Here is a 17,472-nt window from a genome sequence, read left to right as displayed (position 1 = left end):
GTTCGGCAACACCCAACCGCGCAATACCCCATGGTCAAAGGGTTAAGGGCGCGATAAACGAGGGGCCACGCCAAAGACTAAAGACAGGAGACAGGCCGATGAGCACAGAGGATGCACCGCAGATTTATCTCGTCACGCCGCCTGTCTTTGATCTCGGCAGCTATCCCGAGCAACTCTCCGGTATTTTGGACGCCGAAGAGATCGCCTGCCTGCGCCTGAGCCTCGCCACCCATGACGAAGACACGCTGATGCGCGCCGCCGATGCGGTGCGCGAAGTGGCGCACCGGCATGACGTGGCCTTGGTCATCGATACACACGTGGTGCTCTCGCAGCGGCTTGGACTGGATGGTGTGCACCTGACCGATGGCGCGCGTTCGGTGCGCGCCGCGCGCAAGGAACTGGGTGCAGATGCCATCGTGGGCGCCTATTGCCGCCAATCCCGCCATGACGGCATGAACGCCGGGGAATCGGGCGCGGATTATGTCTCCTTCGGGCCGGTCTCCGGCGCGCTGGGGAGCGGCGAGTTGGCCGATGAAGAGCTGTTCGGCTGGTGGTCGCAGATGATCGAAGTGCCGGTGGTGGCCGAAGGCGGCCTGACGGAAGACCGCGTGCGCGCCCTCGCCCCGATCACGGATTTCTTCGCCATCGGAGAAGAGATCTGGTCCACGGACGACCCGCTTGCTGCGCTGCAATCCCTGCGCGCCGCGATGGTTTAACCGTCCTGTTCGAACCCGCGCCGCACATCCGTTTCGAGATGCGCCGCGAGGCTTTTGCGGTTGGGAAACGTATCGACACGCACCGGCGGATGATAGGTCAGCGTCACGGTCCCATGCCGCCGCGCGCCCAGCATCTTGATCAGTGAGCCGCCAAAATCCATGTCGCCCCACCAGCCATAAAACGCCTCATGCTGCCCCTCCGGCGCGTGGTAGCGCACGCTCAGCGCCTGCATGTGCATCTCATGCTCCAGCCGCTCCGAGAAGAACGCCGCGAACAGGGTTGTTTTAAAAGACAAAACCCGCTGCCCATCGGTGGAAGTGCCTTCGGGGAAGAACAACAGCTTGTGGCCATGCATCAGCCGTTCTTCGAAAACCTCGGTCTGTTTGCGCGCCTCGCGCCGGTCCCGTTTGATGAAAACGGTGCCCGTGGCCCGCGCCAGCCAGCCGATCCCCGGCCATGCGGCCACCTCGGCCTTGGAGACGAAATAGAGCGTCTTGCGGCTGTTCAGAACAAAGATGTCGAGCCACGACGCATGGTTGGCCACAATCGCCCCGCGCTCGCGCATGAAGCGCCCGTTTGTGCGCACCTTCAGCCCCATGATGGCAAGCGCCGTCCGGCACACCGCAAGAGTGATCCAGGGCGTTACCGGGCGATCCATTCCAAATAGCGGGCGTTCTATCAGCCTGACCAGCAACAAAAGCAGCAGGCCGCCAAATACGACGAAAGCCATCGGGATGCCGCGCAGCAGGACAAGCAGCCATCCCAGCACCCCGAGTTTCGGGGCGGGCGGCATTGGCGGGCCTTCCCAGGTGCTCATGTCTGCGGCTCCTTCACATAGAGCCCGCGCTGTTTGGCGTTCATGCGTTTGGTATCCATCACAAGGCAGATATCGGTGGTGTTGAAGGCATGATCTATGAACGCCCCCTCACCCACGCAACCGCCCAGCCGCAGGTAGGCCTTGATCAGCGCAGGTACGTCCAGCATCGCTGCGCGGCGATCCAACTGGTCTTCGGCGATCAGGTTCATGGTTTGAAACGCACGCGCCCGAACCCGCAGTTCTGATGGGGCGAGATGGCGATGATGAAGCAAAGACAGAGGCTGCGCCAAAGCCTGCGGGTCCGTGCCATGAAAACTGGCCACGCCGAAGAGCACCTCGATCTCATGGCGCAGCACGTAGTCCGCCAACCCCTGCCAAAGGTGAAACATCGCCGGACCGCCGCGATAGTCCGGATGAAGACAAGACCGGCCCAGTTCAAGCAGCTTGCGCCCGGAGGCGCGCAGCGGGGTCAGATCGTATTCGTCTTCGGAGTAGAACCCTCCGGCCGATGCGGCCTGATCGCTGCGCAAGAGACGATAGACACCGACAACCCGCCCCTGATCACGCACCAGAAGGTGATCGAAAAAAGGATCAAAGCGGTCCTGTTCGAGCTTGGCCGCATGATCAACCATCGGGCCGTCGCCGCCCAATTCCTCGACAAAAACGGCGTAACGCAGGCGCTGCGCCTCGCGGACTTCGCTGTCGTCCCGGGCAAGCGCCACGGTGAATGCGTCCTGTTGCACCGACGTTGCTACCATCTTTCAACTCTTAGCTGCATCACGAAGCCATTGACCTTTGTTTCGAAACTTATCACGTTAATTAACAACCCGAAGATCCCGTGCAAAAGCCGACAGAAAATTGCCCCGTGATCTCAAACCCTTGTGCACCGTTAACCAATAATAAACGAATGGAAATTAACCTCTCTCGAAAAAAGGAATGAGGCCGACCCGGCTACCATCGATGACGACTTTGCCTTCTTCACGGAAATTGACCGTGACCCGTCCATTCACGTTCGACTGGACTTGTCCGACCCCCCAATCGGGCTTTTCCGGATGCGTGACAAGCATTCCCGGTTCGAGAAAAGCGTTGAGTTCCTGCATGCTGTCCCCTTTCAAGCGGAGCAAATGATGACCAAATACACAGCCAATCTGGCCTCCCTCGTTGGCTCCCGCCTGTGCCACGATCTGATCAGCCCGGTCGGGGCCATTCAGAACGGGCTTGAGCTGCTCGAACTGTCCGGTCTGAGCAACGATATGCCGGAACTGGAACTGATCCGCGATAGCTGTACCAATGCTGCCGCCCGGATCAAGTTTTTCCGTGTCGCATTTGGCAGCGCCGGCGGCAGTCAGATGATGGGAGACCGGGAAATCCGCGCGATCCTGCGAGACCTGACGGCCGGAGCGCGCGTGCAATCAGACTGGCGACCGGACGCGGACCTGCCCCGCGCAGAGGTTCAGATGGCCTTCCTTGCCTATCTATGCTGCGAGTCGGCGCTGCCGCAGGGCGGCACGGTGCACATTGAACGTGGTGAAACCGGCTGGTCCGTTGGCGCAGAAGGTCCTCGGATCAACGCGGTCAAACCTCTGTGGGACCACCTCACGGGTGGCCCCGGACCGGAAGAGATCGGCGCGGACAAGGTGCAATTCGCCCTGCTCACGCTGCTGGCGGAGGAACGGGGCCTTAACTTGCGGGTGCACGTGGGCGACAGCAGCCTCCGGATCGAGTTGGTGCGCTAGGCGCGCACCGTCCCGTCCCCGGTCACCTGGTATTTGAACGAGGTCAGCTGCATCGCTCCAACCGGGCCGCGCGCGTGCATTTTCCCGGTGGCGATGCCGATCTCCGCGCCCATGCCAAACTCGCCGCCATCGGCGAACTGCGTTGAGGCATTGCGCATCAGAATCGCACTGTCGAGCCGCTGGAAGAAGCGCGCCGCAGCCGCATCGTCCTCGGTCAGAATGCAATCCGTGTGGCTGGAGCTGTACTGGTTGATATGGGCAATCGCCGCGTCGATGCCGTCGACGACCTTCGCTGCGATGATCATATCCAGATACTCGCAGCCCCAATCTTCGTCGCCCGCCGCGGTGACACCCTCAATGCTCTGAAGCGTCTCATCGCCGCGCACCTCGACACCGGCATCGAGCAGCGCCTTGATCAGACCCTGCCCGATGGTGTCCAGCACATCGCGGTGGATCAGAAGGCATTCCGCCGCGCCGCAGATTCCGGTACGCCGGGTTTTGGCGTTCATCACCACGGACAGCGCCTTGACCGGATCGGCATCCTTGTCGACATAGACATGAACGATGCCTTCAAGGTGGGCAAAGACCGGCACACGGGCCTCGCGCTGCACCAGGCCAACAAGCCCCTTGCCACCGCGCGGGACGATCACGTCCACATACTCGGTCATGGTCAGCATTTCCTGCACCGCCGCGCGGTCCCGGGTGGGCACACGCTGAATGGCATCCTCGGGAAGACCCGCAGCTTTCAGTCCATCGACAAGGCAGTCGTGGATTGCGCCGGAGCTGTGGAAACTCTCCGAGCCGCCCCGCAGAATCACGGCATTGCCTGCCTTGAGGCAAAGCGCGCCCGCATCCGCCGTCACGTTGGGGCGGCTCTCATAGATGACGCCGATCACGCCAAGCGGCGTGCGCACCCGCTGGATGCTCAGGCCCGTGGGCAGATCCCACTCTTCGATGACCGCGCCAACAGGGTCTTCTTGCGCCGCAACCGCGCGCAGGCCATCCACGATGCCCTGAATGCGCGCCTCATCCAGCATCAGCCGGTCCAGCATGGCGGCGCTCAGCCCTTTGTCTCGGCCAAATTCCATGTCCTTGCCGTTGGCCTCGATGATCTCGGCGCGGCGCGCCCAGACCGCCTCGGCGGCGGCTTCGAGCGCCTTTTGCTTGGCCTCAGCTGGAGCAAACGCGAGTTCCGCTGCGGCGGCCTTGGCGCGTGCGCCGATGTCAGCCATGAGGGCGGGAATGTCGGTCAGGTCTTTCATGACGTGTCTCGCTTTGCTTGGGTTGATTGCGTTTAGTCTATTTTGGGTTTGGGTCCGAGTCTTGCAAGCCCCTAGGCTCACAGGGCCATGTCATCGCGGTGGATCAGCACCGCGCGGCCCGGATACCCCAGTATGTCTTCGATCTCGGCGCTGCGATGGCCCGCGATGGCCCGGGCTTCGTCCGATGTGTAGCGGCTCAGCCCCTGCCCCAGATTGCGCCCGTCAGTGACCCGAATGGCCACCGGTTCGCCCCGGCCAAAGCGGCCTTCGACCGCGCGCAAACCAGCGGGCAGCAGCGATTTGCCGGACACCAGCGCCTTGGCCGCGCCTTCGTCGACCTCGACCACCCCTTGCGGTTTCATCGCCGCGATCCAGCGCTTGCGCGCCGCATGCGGGTCCAGCTGCGGTTTGAACCAGGTGGCGGGCGCACCATTGGCGAGGCGCTTGAGAGGATGGTCCTCGAAACCATGGGTGATCGCCATGGCGCAACCCGAAGCCGTCGCGGTCTTGGCCGCCATCAGTTTCGTTTTCATGCCGCCCTTCGACAGACCCGAGCCTGCATCCCCGGCCATCGCCTCAATCTCGGGCGTGATCTCGGAGACTTCGTCAAAACGCGTGGCGGCCGGATCCGTGTTCGGGTTGCCCGTATAAAGCCCGTCCACGTCCGACAGCAGGATCAGCGCATCAGCGCCCACCGTCACGGCAATCTGCGCCGCAAGACGATCGTTGTCACCGTAGCGGATTTCATCGGTCGCCACCGTATCGTTCTCGTTCACAATCGGCACCGCGCCAAAACCCAGCAGCGTGTCAAAGGTCGCGCGTGCGTTGAGATACCGGCGACGGTCCGCCGTGTCTTCGAGCGTCAGGAGCACCTGCGCTGTGGTCAGCCCATGCGGCGCAAGCGCCTCTTCATAGGCCCGTGCGAGACGGATCTGGCCGACGGAGGCCGCCGCCTGGCTTTGTTCCAGAGGCAAGTTTGTCGGCGGCAGGCCCAGAACACCGCGCCCCAGCGCAATCGACCCGGAGGAGACCAGAACCACGTCAGCGCCACGCTGTTTCAGGGCCGCGATGTCCTCTGCCATGGCGCGCAGCCAGCCGCTCCGCAACGCGCCGGTATCCCGGTCCACCAGAAGCGCCGAGCCGATCTTGACGACGATGCGTTTGGCGGCGCTCAGGGCATCCATGTCCCGTCCTCATCCTCATCGCCGCGCAACTCTTTGGCTTCGGCCTCGCGCAGGTCTTCGACGTGGGGTCTGAGTGCGCGCAGCACTTCGGTCACGCCTTCCTTGGACGCGCCGGACATAAGCATGACGCCTTCCGCGCCCACTGCCTCAAGCTCGTCCTTCAGAAACGCGCGTTCTTCATCATCCAGCGCGTCAATCTTGTTCAGAACCGTCACGCGCGGCTTTTCAGCCAGACCGGCGCCATAGGCCGCCAGCTCGTCCACGATGGTTTGATAATCCTCGATCAATGTCCCGGAGGTGCCGTCGATCAGATGCAAAAGCACCGCAGAGCGCTCCACATGGCCAAGGAAAATGTCGCCAAGGCCGCGCCCTTCGTGCGCGCCTTCGATCAAGCCGGGAATGTCGGCGACCACAAACTCGGTATTATCCACCCCAACAACCCCGAGGTTCGGGTGCAGCGTGGTAAAGGGATAATCGGCGATTTTGGGCCGCGCATTGGAGGTTGCCGCGAGGAAGGTGGATTTGCCCGCGTTGGGCAGGCCCACCAGACCCACGTCGGCGATCAGTTTCAGGCGCAGCCAAAGCGTGCGCTCCACCGCCTCCTGACCGGGGTTGGCGCGGCGCGGGGCCTGGTTGGTGGAGGTCTTGAAATGCAGGTTGCCCCAGCCGCCGTTGCCGCCGCGCGCCAGAAGCACGCGCTGGCCCAACTCGGTCAGATCGGCGATCACCGTCTCCTCATCGTCTTCGAGGATTTCCGTGCCGACCGGCACACGCAACACGATGTCATCGCCATCGGACCCCGTGCGATTACGGCCCATGCCGCCCTGGCCGTTCTTGGCAAACCAGTGCTGCTGATAGCGAAAGTCGATGAGCGTGTTCAGCCCGTCAACGGCCTCGGCCCAGACATTGCCCCCCTTGCCGCCGTCGCCGCCATCCGGCCCGCCGTATTCGATATACTTCTCCCGGCGAAAGGAGATGCAGCCATTGCCGCCCGCGCCGGAGCGGACGTAGACCTTGCAGAGATCGAGAAACTTCATGGGAACGGGCTTTCTTGGGTTTCGGCTCGTGTAACCGGGTTTTGAGCGGCGCTCAAGCGGGGGTATTGTCCGGCGTCTGCCACATGCCCCGCGACAGGCGCATGTGGATCATGCGGATCGGCGCGCCGGTGGCGACTGGGGTGACCGTCTCACTCTCTCCGGTTTCGCGGAAACCTAGTTTGTGCAGAACCCCGCGCGATCCGGAATTGCCTTCGAAATAATCAGAGCGAAGCGCATCCTCCGAATGCGAAAAGTGATGAGCGGCAACAGCACGACCAGCCTCTGTCATGTATCCATGGCCCCACGCGCCGCGCGCCAACCAGTAACCAAAAGCGCCGTGCAGCCCGATGACACCGACGGGCGATTGGCCCTTGGGACAGATCGCCCAGACAGCGCGTTTCTCCGACAGGACACCGCGAATGAAGCTGTGCGCGTCCGAGGGGCGGTAAGGGCTGGGCACGCGCAGGAGCCAGCGGGAGACCGAGATGTCGTCCAGCGCGGCCGTGATCGGCATGACGTCCGAGCGGTGCAGCGGACGCAAAGTCAGGCGGTGGGTCGTCAGGATCACGGCAGGCTCTTGTCTCTTGGCCGGGCGGCGGGGCACAGCCCCGCCCTACCGAACGCAGGTGTTTGCGCCGAAGGGGGATCACAGAGCCGAAGGCACGGTAGGCCGGGGCTCTGCCCCGGCCCCCGGCAAAAGGGTCAGGTCAGACGGTTGATGTAGGTCCAGGTTGGCAGTTTCGCGCCGCGCGCGACAGAAAACGCTTCCGCGTCGCCGATGTACTCAAAACCGCAGTTCACCAGCACACGCGCCGATGCCGGGTTGTCCTGAAACGAACAGGCAAACAGCGTCTCGTTGCCAAGCGGGTTCGCTGCCACCAGCGCCTTGGCCGCGTCAGAGGCCATACCAGTGTTCCAGAACGGCGGAGCAACCCAGTAGCTGAGTTCGGATTGCGCCGCGTCCATGATCTTCAGGGTCATGATGCCCATCAGTTCCGGCCCGTCCGCGCGGGTGCCGTCCAACACCCAGACCATCGCATCGCGATCCGGGGCCGTGGAGCGCGCAACAAAGGCCTCCGCCGCACCGGGCGGCAACGGGTGCGGGATGGACGTGGTCTGGCGCGCCACACGCTTATCCCCGGCATAATGATCCAGCAACCCCATATCCGATTGCCGGATCGGGCGCAGATCAAAACGCGCCGCCTCCACCACGGGCTGTCTCATCATCGTATCCAAACTCATAGGCTTGCTCCTCCTCCAAGAGCACCGGTTTCAAAAACCGGCAGCAAGGCTTGCGAACACCTGGCAGCTTCAAACTACTTATGCGTGCACATCGAAAAGAAAAAGGGGACCGGCCTGTTCGCCGATCCCCTTATTTGTCAAAAACCTTAAGGTCGGCTTACTCTGCGGCCTCCGCCACTGGCAGAACCGAAATAAAGGTGCGGCCTTTGAGGCCTTTGTGGAAGGTTACCGCGCCGTCGACGGTTGCAAAGATCGTGTGATCCTTGCCCATGCCAACGCCTTCACCCGGCCAGAACTTCGTGCCGCGCTGGCGCACGATGATGTTGCCCGGAATTGCAGCCTGACCGCCGTACAGTTTCACGCCGAGGCGACGCCCTGCGGAGTCGCGACCGTTGCGGGAGGAACCGCCTGCTTTTTTATGTGCCATGAGTTACTCTCCTATCTCTGATCAGACCAGCGTCTTGGCCTGTTCGACCCATTCGGGCTTCACTTTGGTGGCCTCGAAGGTCTCTGCGTCAACAGCTGCAAGCTGCGCGAACGTGGTGATACCTGCTTCAACCAGCTTCTTGGCAGCGGCGGGGCCGACACCGTTGATCTGGGTCAGGTCATCAGCGCCAGCAGCCGCTTCGGCCGGAGCCGCGTCTGCCTTGGCCGCTTTCGCAGCAGGGGCTGCTTTAGCGGATGCCGGAACGGAGCCTGCGCCAACGGCCGCTTTCACGCCGGATGCGTCTGCGCCGGATGCGAGGATCTCGGTGATCTTCACCAGAGTCAGCTTCTGACGGTGACCCTTGGTGCGCTGCGAGCTGTGCTTACGACGACGCTTGACGAAGTTGATCAGCTTCTCGCCTTTGATCTGGTCGATGACTTCGGCCTGAACGCCTGCGCCGGCAACCAGCGGCGCGCCCACGGTGACCGTGTCGCCGCCAAGCATCAGAACTTCGTTGAATTGAACGGTTTCACCCGCATCAGCAGCCAGCTTTTCCACCCGGAGCATGTCGCCCGACTGGACTTTGTATTGCTTGCCGCCGGTTTTTACTACCGCGAACATCGCGTCTTCCTTCGTGTTACCGCGTCCCTCGGGCCCCGGTTTGACCCGGCGTTGGATACCCTCGAACAGCGCGCCCTGTCCGGGCGGTTGTCAAAAATGATAAGACGCCCCGGAGTGCGGGGCGGCTTGGAGCCTCGCATCTACGCCGGGCTATCCGTTAAGTCAAGCGTCCAAACCCATGATCTGATGCTTTCGGGGAGCACAGAGGTCCGATCAGAGGTCTTCACCGCGCATTTGCTGTGCCACCGCCAGCCCCAGCGCATAAGAGACCTCGTCATACATTGTATTGAACCCCGCAAACAGCGCGCGATTAAGCGCCCTGCCCTCCGGCGATTCCGACAAGGCAATGTAGGCGTCCATCGTGCCATCCTCGAGCGGGCCATAAGCCAGCAGCATGAAGGCAAAGAGCCATTCGCGGGTGTCGACGCGTGTTTCCGCTTCCTGACTCCAGACATCCGCAAGAATGTCCTGCTCGGTCATGGCAAAGGCGCCACCCTCCACCAGCCCGCGATAGAACTGAAAGGAGGCGTTCATCGCACCCGTAACATTCGCTTCGATCAGATCGTTGGCCGTGATGAAGGTCTGCACCTGGGCAAGCCGAGGGTCATCGCTGCCGTCAAGCTCCGCAAAGCTGGCACGCGCCGCGGCCTCGACATCGTCGTCCACCATGGCACGGCGCGCTTCGAGTTCCAGGCCAACGATTCGCACGCCTTTGTCGCTTTCAAAGAACGCCACCAGCGGCTGCGCGTCCGTGGACGCAAAACTGGCGATAAAGGTGCTGCGCACCAGCGCGCTCATTTTCTCCGCGTCATAGATTCGCTTGAGAGTCGCCTGCCAGCCTGCGCCGCCCGGACCGCCGAACATGTCAAAGGCCAGCTCTTCGCCATAGGTCAAACCCTCGTCGCGCATGATCTCGATCATCTCATCGATCTGCACCGCCCGCATCAGATCATCGACCGGCGCAGCCCAGGCCCCACCGGCGAGGCAAATTGCGGCAAGGCTGGACATCAGGGACTGTCGAATGGGTCGCATGGGAGCTCCGTTGATTTGGTCTGAAACCTATGCGGGGCGCACGGGATTTCCAAGGGCCGTTCACGATCATGGGACGGAACCCGCCAATAGGCGCGTTTTCCCTGTTGCACGCCCCAGAGAAGATCGCTAAACGCCCCCTACCCAGACCCCCGCGGAGAGGTGCCGGAGTGGTCGAACGGGGCGGTCTCGAAAACCGTTGTCCCTTCACGGGGACCCAGGGTTCGAATCCCTGTCTCTCCGCCATTTACCCTTGATCTTGCCAAGAACTGCCGGGCTCGTAAGAGCCGCCAGCCGAATGGCACGATCTCGACTGTTTCAACGCGGAACCGACCCCGGGTTCCGCCTCACCTTACTGCGCGATCCGCGATGCGATTCCGCTGCCGTCCGTGATTGCAGCCGAAGGATAAAGCACCACTCTGTCTCCGTCCTTGAGACCGCGCACCACCTCCGCTTCGATACCGTTTGTGCGACCGATTTGAACCAAACGCAGGCTGGCACGACCTTCGTCCTCCGCGAAGACCGCCCAATCCGGGCCGTGTCGGAACAGGGCACTGGCGGGCACGCGAAGCACGTCCTGAGATTGCCAGACGATGATGTGCGTTTCGACCCTATACCCATGACCAAGCGCCTCGCGGTCCTGCACCGGCCCGGTCAACGTCACGGTGACGGGCACGCGCTGTTCCTCAACACCCAGAGCGGAATATTTGGTGATGGCCAGCGGATCGATACGACTGACTTCTCCTGTGAGCGTGGCTGGACCACCCCAGTTGGTCAGCGACACCAGATCCCCGGCTTTCACGCCAACCGCATCGGACGAGATCAGCTCCACCACCACTTCGAGATCGGTCTCCACATTGCCAATTTCCATGATTGGGGCCCCAGATGGCAGCGTGGTCTCACTCTGCTGGACCACGCGCAGCACACGACCGTCGGCCGGGGCATGAAGCGGGATATCGCGATCTGCCTCTGCAGCCGCGTCGCCATTGCCCCCCTCATCGTCGAAGTCGAGCAGTTGCGCGCGGGCATTGGCCAGATCCGCCTCGCGCATGGCAATGGCCGCTTCGGTCGTCTGCACCGTGGCAGCGGCCACCCGGAACGCCTGTTGGCGGCGCTCAAGGTCTGCCGCGCTGGCAATCTCACGGTCGGCCAACAATTGCGCCCTGTCGCGTTCGGCCCGCGCCAAATCAAAGCCTGCAATCGCGGCGTTATGGTCGGCTTGCGAGACCCGCAGCGCCGCCTCCGCCGCCTGAACCGCGGCCAGCGCCTGTCCTCGTGTTCGTAAATCCAACGCCACGGGATTGGTCGGCAGCATATGCGCCACTATGGTCTCCCCTTTGACCACCGTATCGCCGGGGCGCACCTGAACCCGTTGCAATCGCCCGGCCACCGGTGTGGAGACCACGTAGGGTTCGCTCACGCGGGTGCGGCCCACCTCGTCGATGGTGACCTGCATCGGCCCTCGGCTGACCGTGCCCAGATCGACAAGGACGGGACGTGGCCAGAACGCCGCTGCCAGCGCGGCCCCAACCAGCACAACCACCGCCCCTGACAGCAGTATCCGCGATCTTTTCTTGTTGCGTGCCATGTTCTTCAGTCCCTTGTCTTCAAGGTTGCAACCAGATCCGCCCGGTCGAGATCCCGTTTGACCAGCCAGCCCGAGACCACCGCCGCCCCCAGCACCACCAGCGTGGCCTGGCCATAGCTGAGCGGATCGAAAAACACCGGGATCTGATACAGATCTGTCGAAAATCCTTCGGCGATGGCGAAGGAGAGAAAATACCCAAGCACCACGCCCACAGGCAGAGCCACCAGCGTCACCACCGCAAGCTCGCCCAGCAGCACAAAGGCCGCTTCCCCGCGTGAGAACCCCATGACCCGGAGCGAGGCCAGATCGCGCTGCCGTTCGGCCAGCGCCACGCGCGCGGCGTTGTAGACGATACCAAAGGTAATAACGAAGGCGATTGCCCCCATGATGTAGCGCGTGGTGCCCGCGCCCTCGTCCATCAGCGTGACAAAGGCGTCGCGGGCCTCGGATTTCACGCTGACCCCGGCGACCACCGGCATGTCTTGCAGCGCGGCATGGATAGAAGGCCCCTGCCCTTCGTCAATCAAGAGCGCCGCGCCCGAAACCCGCCGCGGCTCGCGCAGCGCGCGGTTGAGCGCATCGAGGTTCATGTAAGCGGGCGCGCCCAATAGAGAATCGGCGATGCCCGCCACAGGGATCGTCAGCTCGGGTTGACGGCCTTCGCGCACGTCCACGCGGAGCAGTTCGCCCGGCGAAATCGCCAGTTTGCGCGCAAGCACCCGCGACAGGATCACCCCGGTTTCGGGCAAGGCGATGGGACGAACATCGGTATCCAGCGCTCGGCTCAACTCCGGCTGTTCCGGCAATCCTGTCAGCGCGCCGCGATGGCTGATCCGACCGTGGCGCATCACAACCGGAACGTGCCGCACAGCCTCGACCCGCTGCACACCGGGCAAGCGGGCCAGCTCGAACAAGGTTTTGCTGCTCACCGGATGGGTGAAGGTTACGGTAACATCGCTGCGGTCTATGACCGAATAGGTCAGCTCGATGGTGCGGTCAAACCCGGCGTGCAGCGTGATCATCGCGGCGGAAAGAGCCATGCCACAGCCGATGCCCACGACCGCCCCGGCCATGCGCACCGGTTGCCGCGTCAGCCTGCGAAGCACCATGCGGCCCGGCACGTCCAGAACGCGGGCCAGCCCCTGCCCGATCCGCCCGCTGCCGCTGTAGTTGGGCGGTGTCGGCGGGCGCATGGCCTCGGCCGGGGCGAGCGAAAAGATCCGGCGCATCACGAACAGCCCGCCTGTCGAGGCGGCAAGGATGCCGGTCGACACGCCAGCAACCAGTGACACAGGCTCAAGGCGGAACACCAGAAACGGGAACTTGTAGTAGGTCGTGTAAAGCCCGGTCATCGCGCGCCCGGAGGCTATGCCACCCAAACATCCGGCCAAGGCACCGCCAATGGCGATGGCGAGGATCAGTTTGAAGTAATGCGCGCCGACCTCTGCATTGGTGTAGCCAAACGCTTTGAGCAGCCCGATTTCCTCGCGTTCTGCCTGCACAAGGCGGCCGATCACGATATAGAGCAAAAAGGCGGCCACCCCGAGAAAAACCGGGGGCACGGCAATGGCGGTGACCCGGATCCCGTTGATTTCCTCCGCCACAAACCGGCTGGACAGCTGATCGGCACGGGCATAGGCCCCGATGCCGCCATAAGGTTCGAGCACCCTGTCCACCGCATCGATCACACCCGCTTCGCCCGCGCCATGAGCAAGACCCAGCAGCGCCTCGTTGAAGGCCCCGGACATGTCATAAGCGGCGGCCAGACCGGAGCGGTTCATCCAGATCACGCCGAAACGCGCGTCATCGGGCACAAGCTCACCGGGGGCGGTTGTATAAAGAAACTCCGGGCTTTGCGCGAGCCCGACGATTGTAAAGCTGCGCCGCGCGCCGCGCATCGTGGCGCGGAGATGATCGCCCGGGACAAGCCCATGCGCGCGGGCGAAGCTGCGCAGGAGCAGCACCTCATCGGGTTGTGCCGGGGCCGGAAGCCGTCCATCGGTCAGGTAGACATCGTTGAGCGCGGGACGGCCGCTGTCGGGCAAGGACAGCGCCTGCGCCTGCACCGGCAAAAGCCGCCCGGGAAGGTCGATCAGCGCTTGTCCAGTCACCCGGGTCTGGACCGCAGAAACACCGGGAATGGAACCCAGCCGTTCGGCCAGCCGTTCCGGAGCACGCGCCACAGGCGCAAAGACCTCCGCCAGCCGATAGCGCTCATAATAGGCATCACGCGTTTCGGTCAGCGAAGCTGAGAGCCCGGTCATCATCACCAACATCAAAACGCCAAGCGCGACCACCGCGCCGATCGCCGCCGCTTGCCCTTTAAGCCGCCACAGATCACGCAGGAGCTTGTGATCGAGCGGACTCACCAGGCGATCTCCTCAGGGCTGACGCGAGTCTCGTTGCGCACCACTTCGCGGATCCGGCCATCTGCGAAATGAATGACCCTGTGCGCCATCGCCGCCGTGCTGGCGGCATGGGTGACCATCAGGAGCGTGGTGCCAAGCCGCGCGTTCACATCCGTCAAAACGCGGAGCACGGCCCGCCCGGTCTGGCTGTCCAGTGCGCCGGTCGGCTCGTCGCAGAACAGCACATCCGGCTGTTTGGCCACGGCGCGGGCGATGGCCACCCGCTGCTGTTCGCCGCCCGAAAGCTGAGCCGGGAAATGATCACGCCTGTCGCGCAGACCCACGAGCTCGAGCGCGTCATCCGGATCGAGCGGGTGCGGTGCGATGTCCGTCACGAGCTCGACATTCTCCCGCGCCGTGAGGCTGGGCATCAAGTTGTAGAACTGAAAGACAAACCCGACATGGTCACGCCGGTAGCGGGTCAACTGCCGGTCGCTCATCCCGGTGAGGCAAAGATCGCGAAAATGCGCGGTACCGTCCGTTGACCGATCCAGCCCGCCAATGATGTTCAGCAGCGTCGACTTGCCCGACCCGGACGGACCAAGCAGCACAACGATCTCCCCCTCGGGGATCTCCAGATCAACACCGCGCAGCGCATGCACGGCTGAGCGGCCTTCGCCGTAGACCTTGGTCAACCCTTCGGTGCGGTATGCCGGTTGTGTCATAGCCTTCGCGTGCTCCGTCTCAGTCCCGCATCGTCTCGCCGGTTGCCCCACCAGTGCTCATTTCTGCAAGCTTTCCAGATAACGGGCGACTGACAGAATGCGCTCATGAGCAGGCAGGTCGCCGGGCGTGTGTGCGGTGTCGTTCGTGCCCGCTTCGGTCTCGAACACCCAGCCATAGACCGGCATGGCCCCGCCGTGACCGCGCAGTTCAGCGCTTCCGTCGATGATGTCCAGCACATGGCGCAGCGGAAACACCCCTGCATTGCGCTCCGACAGCGTGGTCAGGTCGGGCACCTCGGCGGTCAGGTACTCTGACAGCGGGCCATCGCCGGCGCCGGAAAGGCCGTGGCATGTGGCACAGTACATCTCATAATCGTTCTGGCCCGTCTCAACCGATTGTGTTTCTGCCACAGCAGCTGCCGGAAGCAGGGGCAGGTAACAAAGAGTGAAAAGCAGCGCTCTGAATGCCATGACCGCCCCCTTTCGCGAACGGGTTGATCGTGGCGAGATTGCATCTGGCCGTCGTTGACGCAGATCAACAGTCTTGCCTGCGGGCCGAGCGCGCCGACATGGGACACCGGCGGTCACCGCCGCCTCGTTCATCGTGTCCTGGAACAAGGCAATTTCGAAGTTCGGGCGGTTCAGCCTGGATCGGCCTGACCCGCATTCAGATCATAGATGCCGCCGGTGAGCCAGGCAGGCCAGTCGCGCTCGAAGAAGGACTTCGATGCCTCATCAATGCGGCGATTAGGGCGTTCGGATACGGTCAGATCCGTCCCGACGAGACGCACAATAAGCTGGCTCTGCATGTCTTTTTCCCGTTCAGCGCGGAACCGCACATCGGGCAACGGCCCGTTGACCGACTGCGGCAGGCTTTCGCCCTCGGGATCGCAAATGGCCCGCGCGCCGCGGCTGCCGCCACCGGCGGCAATGTACTGGTTCAGGGCGGTCAGGACCGCCTCGGAGGCGAGCGCCATTTGCTGCCATTGCAACACCCGCGCCACTTCGCTGCTGCGAGACGGAGCGATGCCGCCTTCCCGGATCGCCGCGTTCAAAGCCCGCGCGTCCTCCAGAGCCGCCTTGACGTCGGAGGCGTTACACAAGATCCCCGCATGATCGCTCATTCGCGCCTGAACGGCGTCGCGAATGTCCCGGGGCGTCAAGGCGCTTTGCGCGTTCAACACGCCCTCGATGGCCTCGATGGCGCGCTCGGCGCCTGTCGTGATGTCCGATTGAGACACGTGCTTCGCCTGCCCGCTCGCAGCCACATGTTCGGCCACCCGCGTGCCAAAGACCTGCCCCGCGTTCAGAGCAGAGCCACCCGGGCGTGTTGCCCCGTGGGTGCCAGACGCCTCGCCCACCGCGTAGATACCCGGAACGTTTGTCCGCCCCCAGGTGTCCACGGCAATCCCGCCATTCATGTGCTGGTTGTTCACCGCGAATTCGAGCGGTTCGGCGGTGATGTCCACCTTGTAGCGCTTGTAAAGTTCGATCGCGAGCGGGTTCATGTGGCGCAGCCTGTCGATCGGCAGTGCATGGCTGGCACCGGCATTCAGCAGATAGTCGCGCACATCCTCGTCCAGCCGCTCCAAGCTGAAGGGCTGATCTCCCGGAATGGGCGATGGATTGCGGTTGAAGTCCATGAAGACCCGCCGCCCCTTTTGGCTCTCGCGGAAGATCGCGAGATCGACAAGGCTAGACTGGAAATCCAGCATTCGGCTGGCATGGAACGGCCATTGATAGCCCTTGCGGAAGATGTTCGAGGCCATCTCCTGCGTGTTGCGGAAATACTCCGCCAGAAAATGATGTTCAGTCCCGTCCGGGCCAACCGAATAAATATGCGGGATGACCTGCACATAGGTGCCAGAGAGGTTCCATGGGAACCCCTCACGCCGCGTGCCAATGCCAAACTGGCTTTCGGTGATGTTGGTCAGGTCCAGCCCGGCTTCCAAAGCGAGGCCCAGCGTGCCGAAACAGCCGTTCGGAAAGACGCTGTCCCGATAGAGCTCACCCGGCCCGCCCGCTGCGAAAACCAGCGCGTTGCAGGGAAAGAGCGCCAGACCATAGGGGTTGGCCTTTGTTCCGCTCTTTGGCCGGATGGCCAGAAGCCCGGCAACCCGGCCCTCGTCAATCAGCACACGCACCGCCGTGGTGTGGTTGTAGAACGGCACATCCAGACGGATTGCCTCTTCGGCCAACACCTTGACCATCAGGCGCGACGTGCGCGGCCCGCAAGAGGTGGCGCGGCCCACCTCGTCATGGTCCGTCTGATAGCGAAGTGTGCCCCCCAGATCATCCTGCGGCAGCGGCAAACCGAGGTATTGCAGCGACGCCATGGCCCGGATTGACCCCACCGCCTCGATATAGGCCGTGTCTTCGTCCATCGCCCCGCCGGAGCGGATCGCGCGGGCCATGTCCTGAAAATCGTCGCCCTGGTCCTTGGTGTTCGCCGTGTGCAGCGTCTGCTTGTCAGAGCCGGAACAGGCGGACGTCCCGCCCCAGGCGCTTTGACTGATCAGGCTCACCTGAACCCCGCGCCGTTTCATCTCGACCGCCGCGCGCAGGCCCGCAGCGCCGCTTCCGATAACCAGCGCGCCGGTGGGATAAACCGGCACGTCATAGCCTGCGACATGCAGTGTATGCGCCGCCTCTGGTTCGGATTGCAGGCGCGGCATGGCCACGTCCGTCAGCGCATCAAGAATGTGTTGTGGGACAGAAAGAGCCACGGTTCAGCGTCCT

The 17,472-nt window shown here is 63.2% G+C and carries 18 protein-coding genes and 1 tRNA gene; 3 read left to right on the top strand and 16 right to left on the bottom strand.

Annotation, left to right across the window (positions count from 1 at the left end; all coding sequences use genetic code 11):
* Window positions 1–98 precede the first annotated feature (98 nt).
* Window positions 99–716, top strand: a complete 618-nt coding sequence (locus E4662_RS15455; RefSeq protein WP_136442484.1) for a thiamine phosphate synthase — start codon at window positions 99–101, stop codon at window positions 714–716.
* Here the strand turns inward: E4662_RS15455 and olsA are convergent.
* The 3 genes from olsA to E4662_RS15440 all read right to left on the bottom strand — a co-directional run bounded on the left by olsA (window position 713) and on the right by E4662_RS15440 (window position 2,634).
* Window positions 713–1,534: a lyso-ornithine lipid O-acyltransferase gene (olsA, locus tag E4662_RS15450; protein WP_136442483.1), complete on the bottom strand. Its 822-nt coding sequence runs from the start codon at window positions 1,532–1,534 to the stop codon at window positions 713–715. The two genes, E4662_RS15455 and olsA, sit on opposite strands and share 4 nt — an antisense overlap.
* The gene (gene olsB, locus E4662_RS15445; protein WP_136442482.1) at window positions 1,531–2,292 is read right to left on the bottom strand and encodes an L-ornithine N(alpha)-acyltransferase; all 762 of its coding nucleotides are present in this window, start codon (window positions 2,290–2,292) and stop codon (window positions 1,531–1,533) included. The genes olsA and olsB overlap by 4 nt, the downstream gene beginning before the upstream one ends.
* A 156-nt stretch (window positions 2,293–2,448) precedes the next feature.
* Window positions 2,449–2,634, bottom strand: a complete 186-nt coding sequence (locus E4662_RS15440) for a DUF3553 domain-containing protein (protein WP_136442481.1) — start codon at window positions 2,632–2,634, stop codon at window positions 2,449–2,451.
* Between the two features lie 27 nt (window positions 2,635–2,661).
* On the opposite strand from E4662_RS15440, the gene E4662_RS15435 reads away from it, so the two are divergent.
* Window positions 2,662–3,270 carry a histidine phosphotransferase family protein gene (locus E4662_RS15435; RefSeq protein WP_136442480.1) on the top strand — a complete coding sequence of 203 codons (609 nt, stop codon included), beginning with the start codon at window positions 2,662–2,664 and terminating at the stop codon, window positions 3,268–3,270.
* Here E4662_RS15435 and E4662_RS15430 read toward each other — a convergent pair.
* From E4662_RS15430 to E4662_RS15395, 8 genes are all read right to left on the bottom strand, one after another.
* Entirely contained in the window at window positions 3,267–4,613 is a 1,347-nt protein-coding gene (locus E4662_RS15430) for a glutamate-5-semialdehyde dehydrogenase (RefSeq protein WP_276606312.1), read from the bottom strand. The genes E4662_RS15435 and E4662_RS15430 overlap by 4 nt on opposite strands.
* Complete coding sequence (proB, locus tag E4662_RS15425; RefSeq protein ID WP_136442478.1) at window positions 4,610–5,716, bottom strand: glutamate 5-kinase; 1,107 nt, start codon at window positions 5,714–5,716, stop codon at window positions 4,610–4,612. The genes E4662_RS15430 and proB overlap by 4 nt, the downstream gene beginning before the upstream one ends.
* On the bottom strand, window positions 5,704–6,753 hold the full coding sequence (obgE, locus tag E4662_RS15420; RefSeq protein ID WP_136442477.1) for a GTPase ObgE: 1,050 nt from the start codon (window positions 6,751–6,753) through the stop codon (window positions 5,704–5,706). The genes proB and obgE overlap by 13 nt, the downstream gene beginning before the upstream one ends.
* A gap of 52 nt (window positions 6,754–6,805) precedes the next feature.
* Window positions 6,806–7,321, bottom strand: coding sequence for a GNAT family N-acetyltransferase (locus E4662_RS15415; RefSeq protein WP_136442476.1), 516 nt, complete (start codon window positions 7,319–7,321; stop codon window positions 6,806–6,808).
* Window positions 7,322–7,455: 134 nt separating this feature from the next.
* Window positions 7,456–7,995 (bottom strand): GNAT family N-acetyltransferase, encoded by a 540-nt coding sequence (locus E4662_RS15410; RefSeq protein WP_136442475.1) that lies wholly within the window; start codon window positions 7,993–7,995, stop codon window positions 7,456–7,458.
* A 157-nt stretch (window positions 7,996–8,152) separates the two neighbouring features.
* A complete protein-coding gene (gene rpmA, locus E4662_RS15405; RefSeq protein ID WP_136442474.1) occupies window positions 8,153–8,422 on the bottom strand; it encodes a 50S ribosomal protein L27 in 270 nt (89 codons plus the stop codon).
* A gap of 21 nt (window positions 8,423–8,443) precedes the next feature.
* Window positions 8,444–9,043: a 50S ribosomal protein L21 gene (locus E4662_RS15400; RefSeq protein WP_136442473.1), complete on the bottom strand. Its 600-nt coding sequence runs from the start codon at window positions 9,041–9,043 to the stop codon at window positions 8,444–8,446.
* Window positions 9,044–9,256: 213 nt separating this feature from the next.
* Window positions 9,257–10,075 carry a DUF2059 domain-containing protein gene (locus E4662_RS15395; RefSeq protein ID WP_136442472.1) on the bottom strand — a complete coding sequence of 273 codons (819 nt, stop codon included), beginning with the start codon at window positions 10,073–10,075 and terminating at the stop codon, window positions 9,257–9,259.
* Window positions 10,076–10,228: 153 nt separating this feature from the next.
* On the opposite strand from E4662_RS15395, the gene E4662_RS15390 reads away from it, so the two are divergent.
* A tRNA-Ser gene (locus E4662_RS15390) sits at window positions 10,229–10,318 on the top strand.
* A 106-nt stretch (window positions 10,319–10,424) separates the two neighbouring features.
* Here the strand turns inward: E4662_RS15390 and E4662_RS15385 are convergent.
* From E4662_RS15385 to E4662_RS15365, 5 genes are all read right to left on the bottom strand, one after another.
* Window positions 10,425–11,660 carry an efflux RND transporter periplasmic adaptor subunit gene (locus tag E4662_RS15385; protein ID WP_136442471.1) on the bottom strand — a complete coding sequence of 412 codons (1,236 nt, stop codon included), beginning with the start codon at window positions 11,658–11,660 and terminating at the stop codon, window positions 10,425–10,427.
* 5 nt (window positions 11,661–11,665) lie between these two features.
* Window positions 11,666–14,029 (bottom strand): ABC transporter permease, encoded by a 2,364-nt coding sequence (locus tag E4662_RS15380; RefSeq protein ID WP_240705209.1) that lies wholly within the window; start codon window positions 14,027–14,029, stop codon window positions 11,666–11,668.
* The gene (locus E4662_RS15375) at window positions 14,026–14,733 is read right to left on the bottom strand and encodes an ABC transporter ATP-binding protein (protein WP_136442469.1); all 708 of its coding nucleotides are present in this window, start codon (window positions 14,731–14,733) and stop codon (window positions 14,026–14,028) included. Before E4662_RS15375 ends, E4662_RS15380 begins: the two co-directional genes overlap by 4 nt.
* A gap of 57 nt (window positions 14,734–14,790) precedes the next feature.
* Entirely contained in the window at window positions 14,791–15,204 is a 414-nt protein-coding gene (locus tag E4662_RS15370) for a c-type cytochrome (protein WP_168797996.1), read from the bottom strand.
* Between the two features lie 170 nt (window positions 15,205–15,374).
* Window positions 15,375–17,459 (bottom strand): FAD-dependent oxidoreductase, encoded by a 2,085-nt coding sequence (locus E4662_RS15365; protein ID WP_136442467.1) that lies wholly within the window; start codon window positions 17,457–17,459, stop codon window positions 15,375–15,377.
* Window positions 17,460–17,472: the final 13 nt, after the last annotated feature.

It is taken from the genome of Pacificoceanicola onchidii (genome assembly GCF_004804335.1).
Classification (GTDB): Bacteria; Pseudomonadota; Alphaproteobacteria; order Rhodobacterales; family Rhodobacteraceae; genus Pacificoceanicola; species Pacificoceanicola onchidii.
This window is presented reverse-complemented; position numbering and strand designations above follow the sequence as displayed.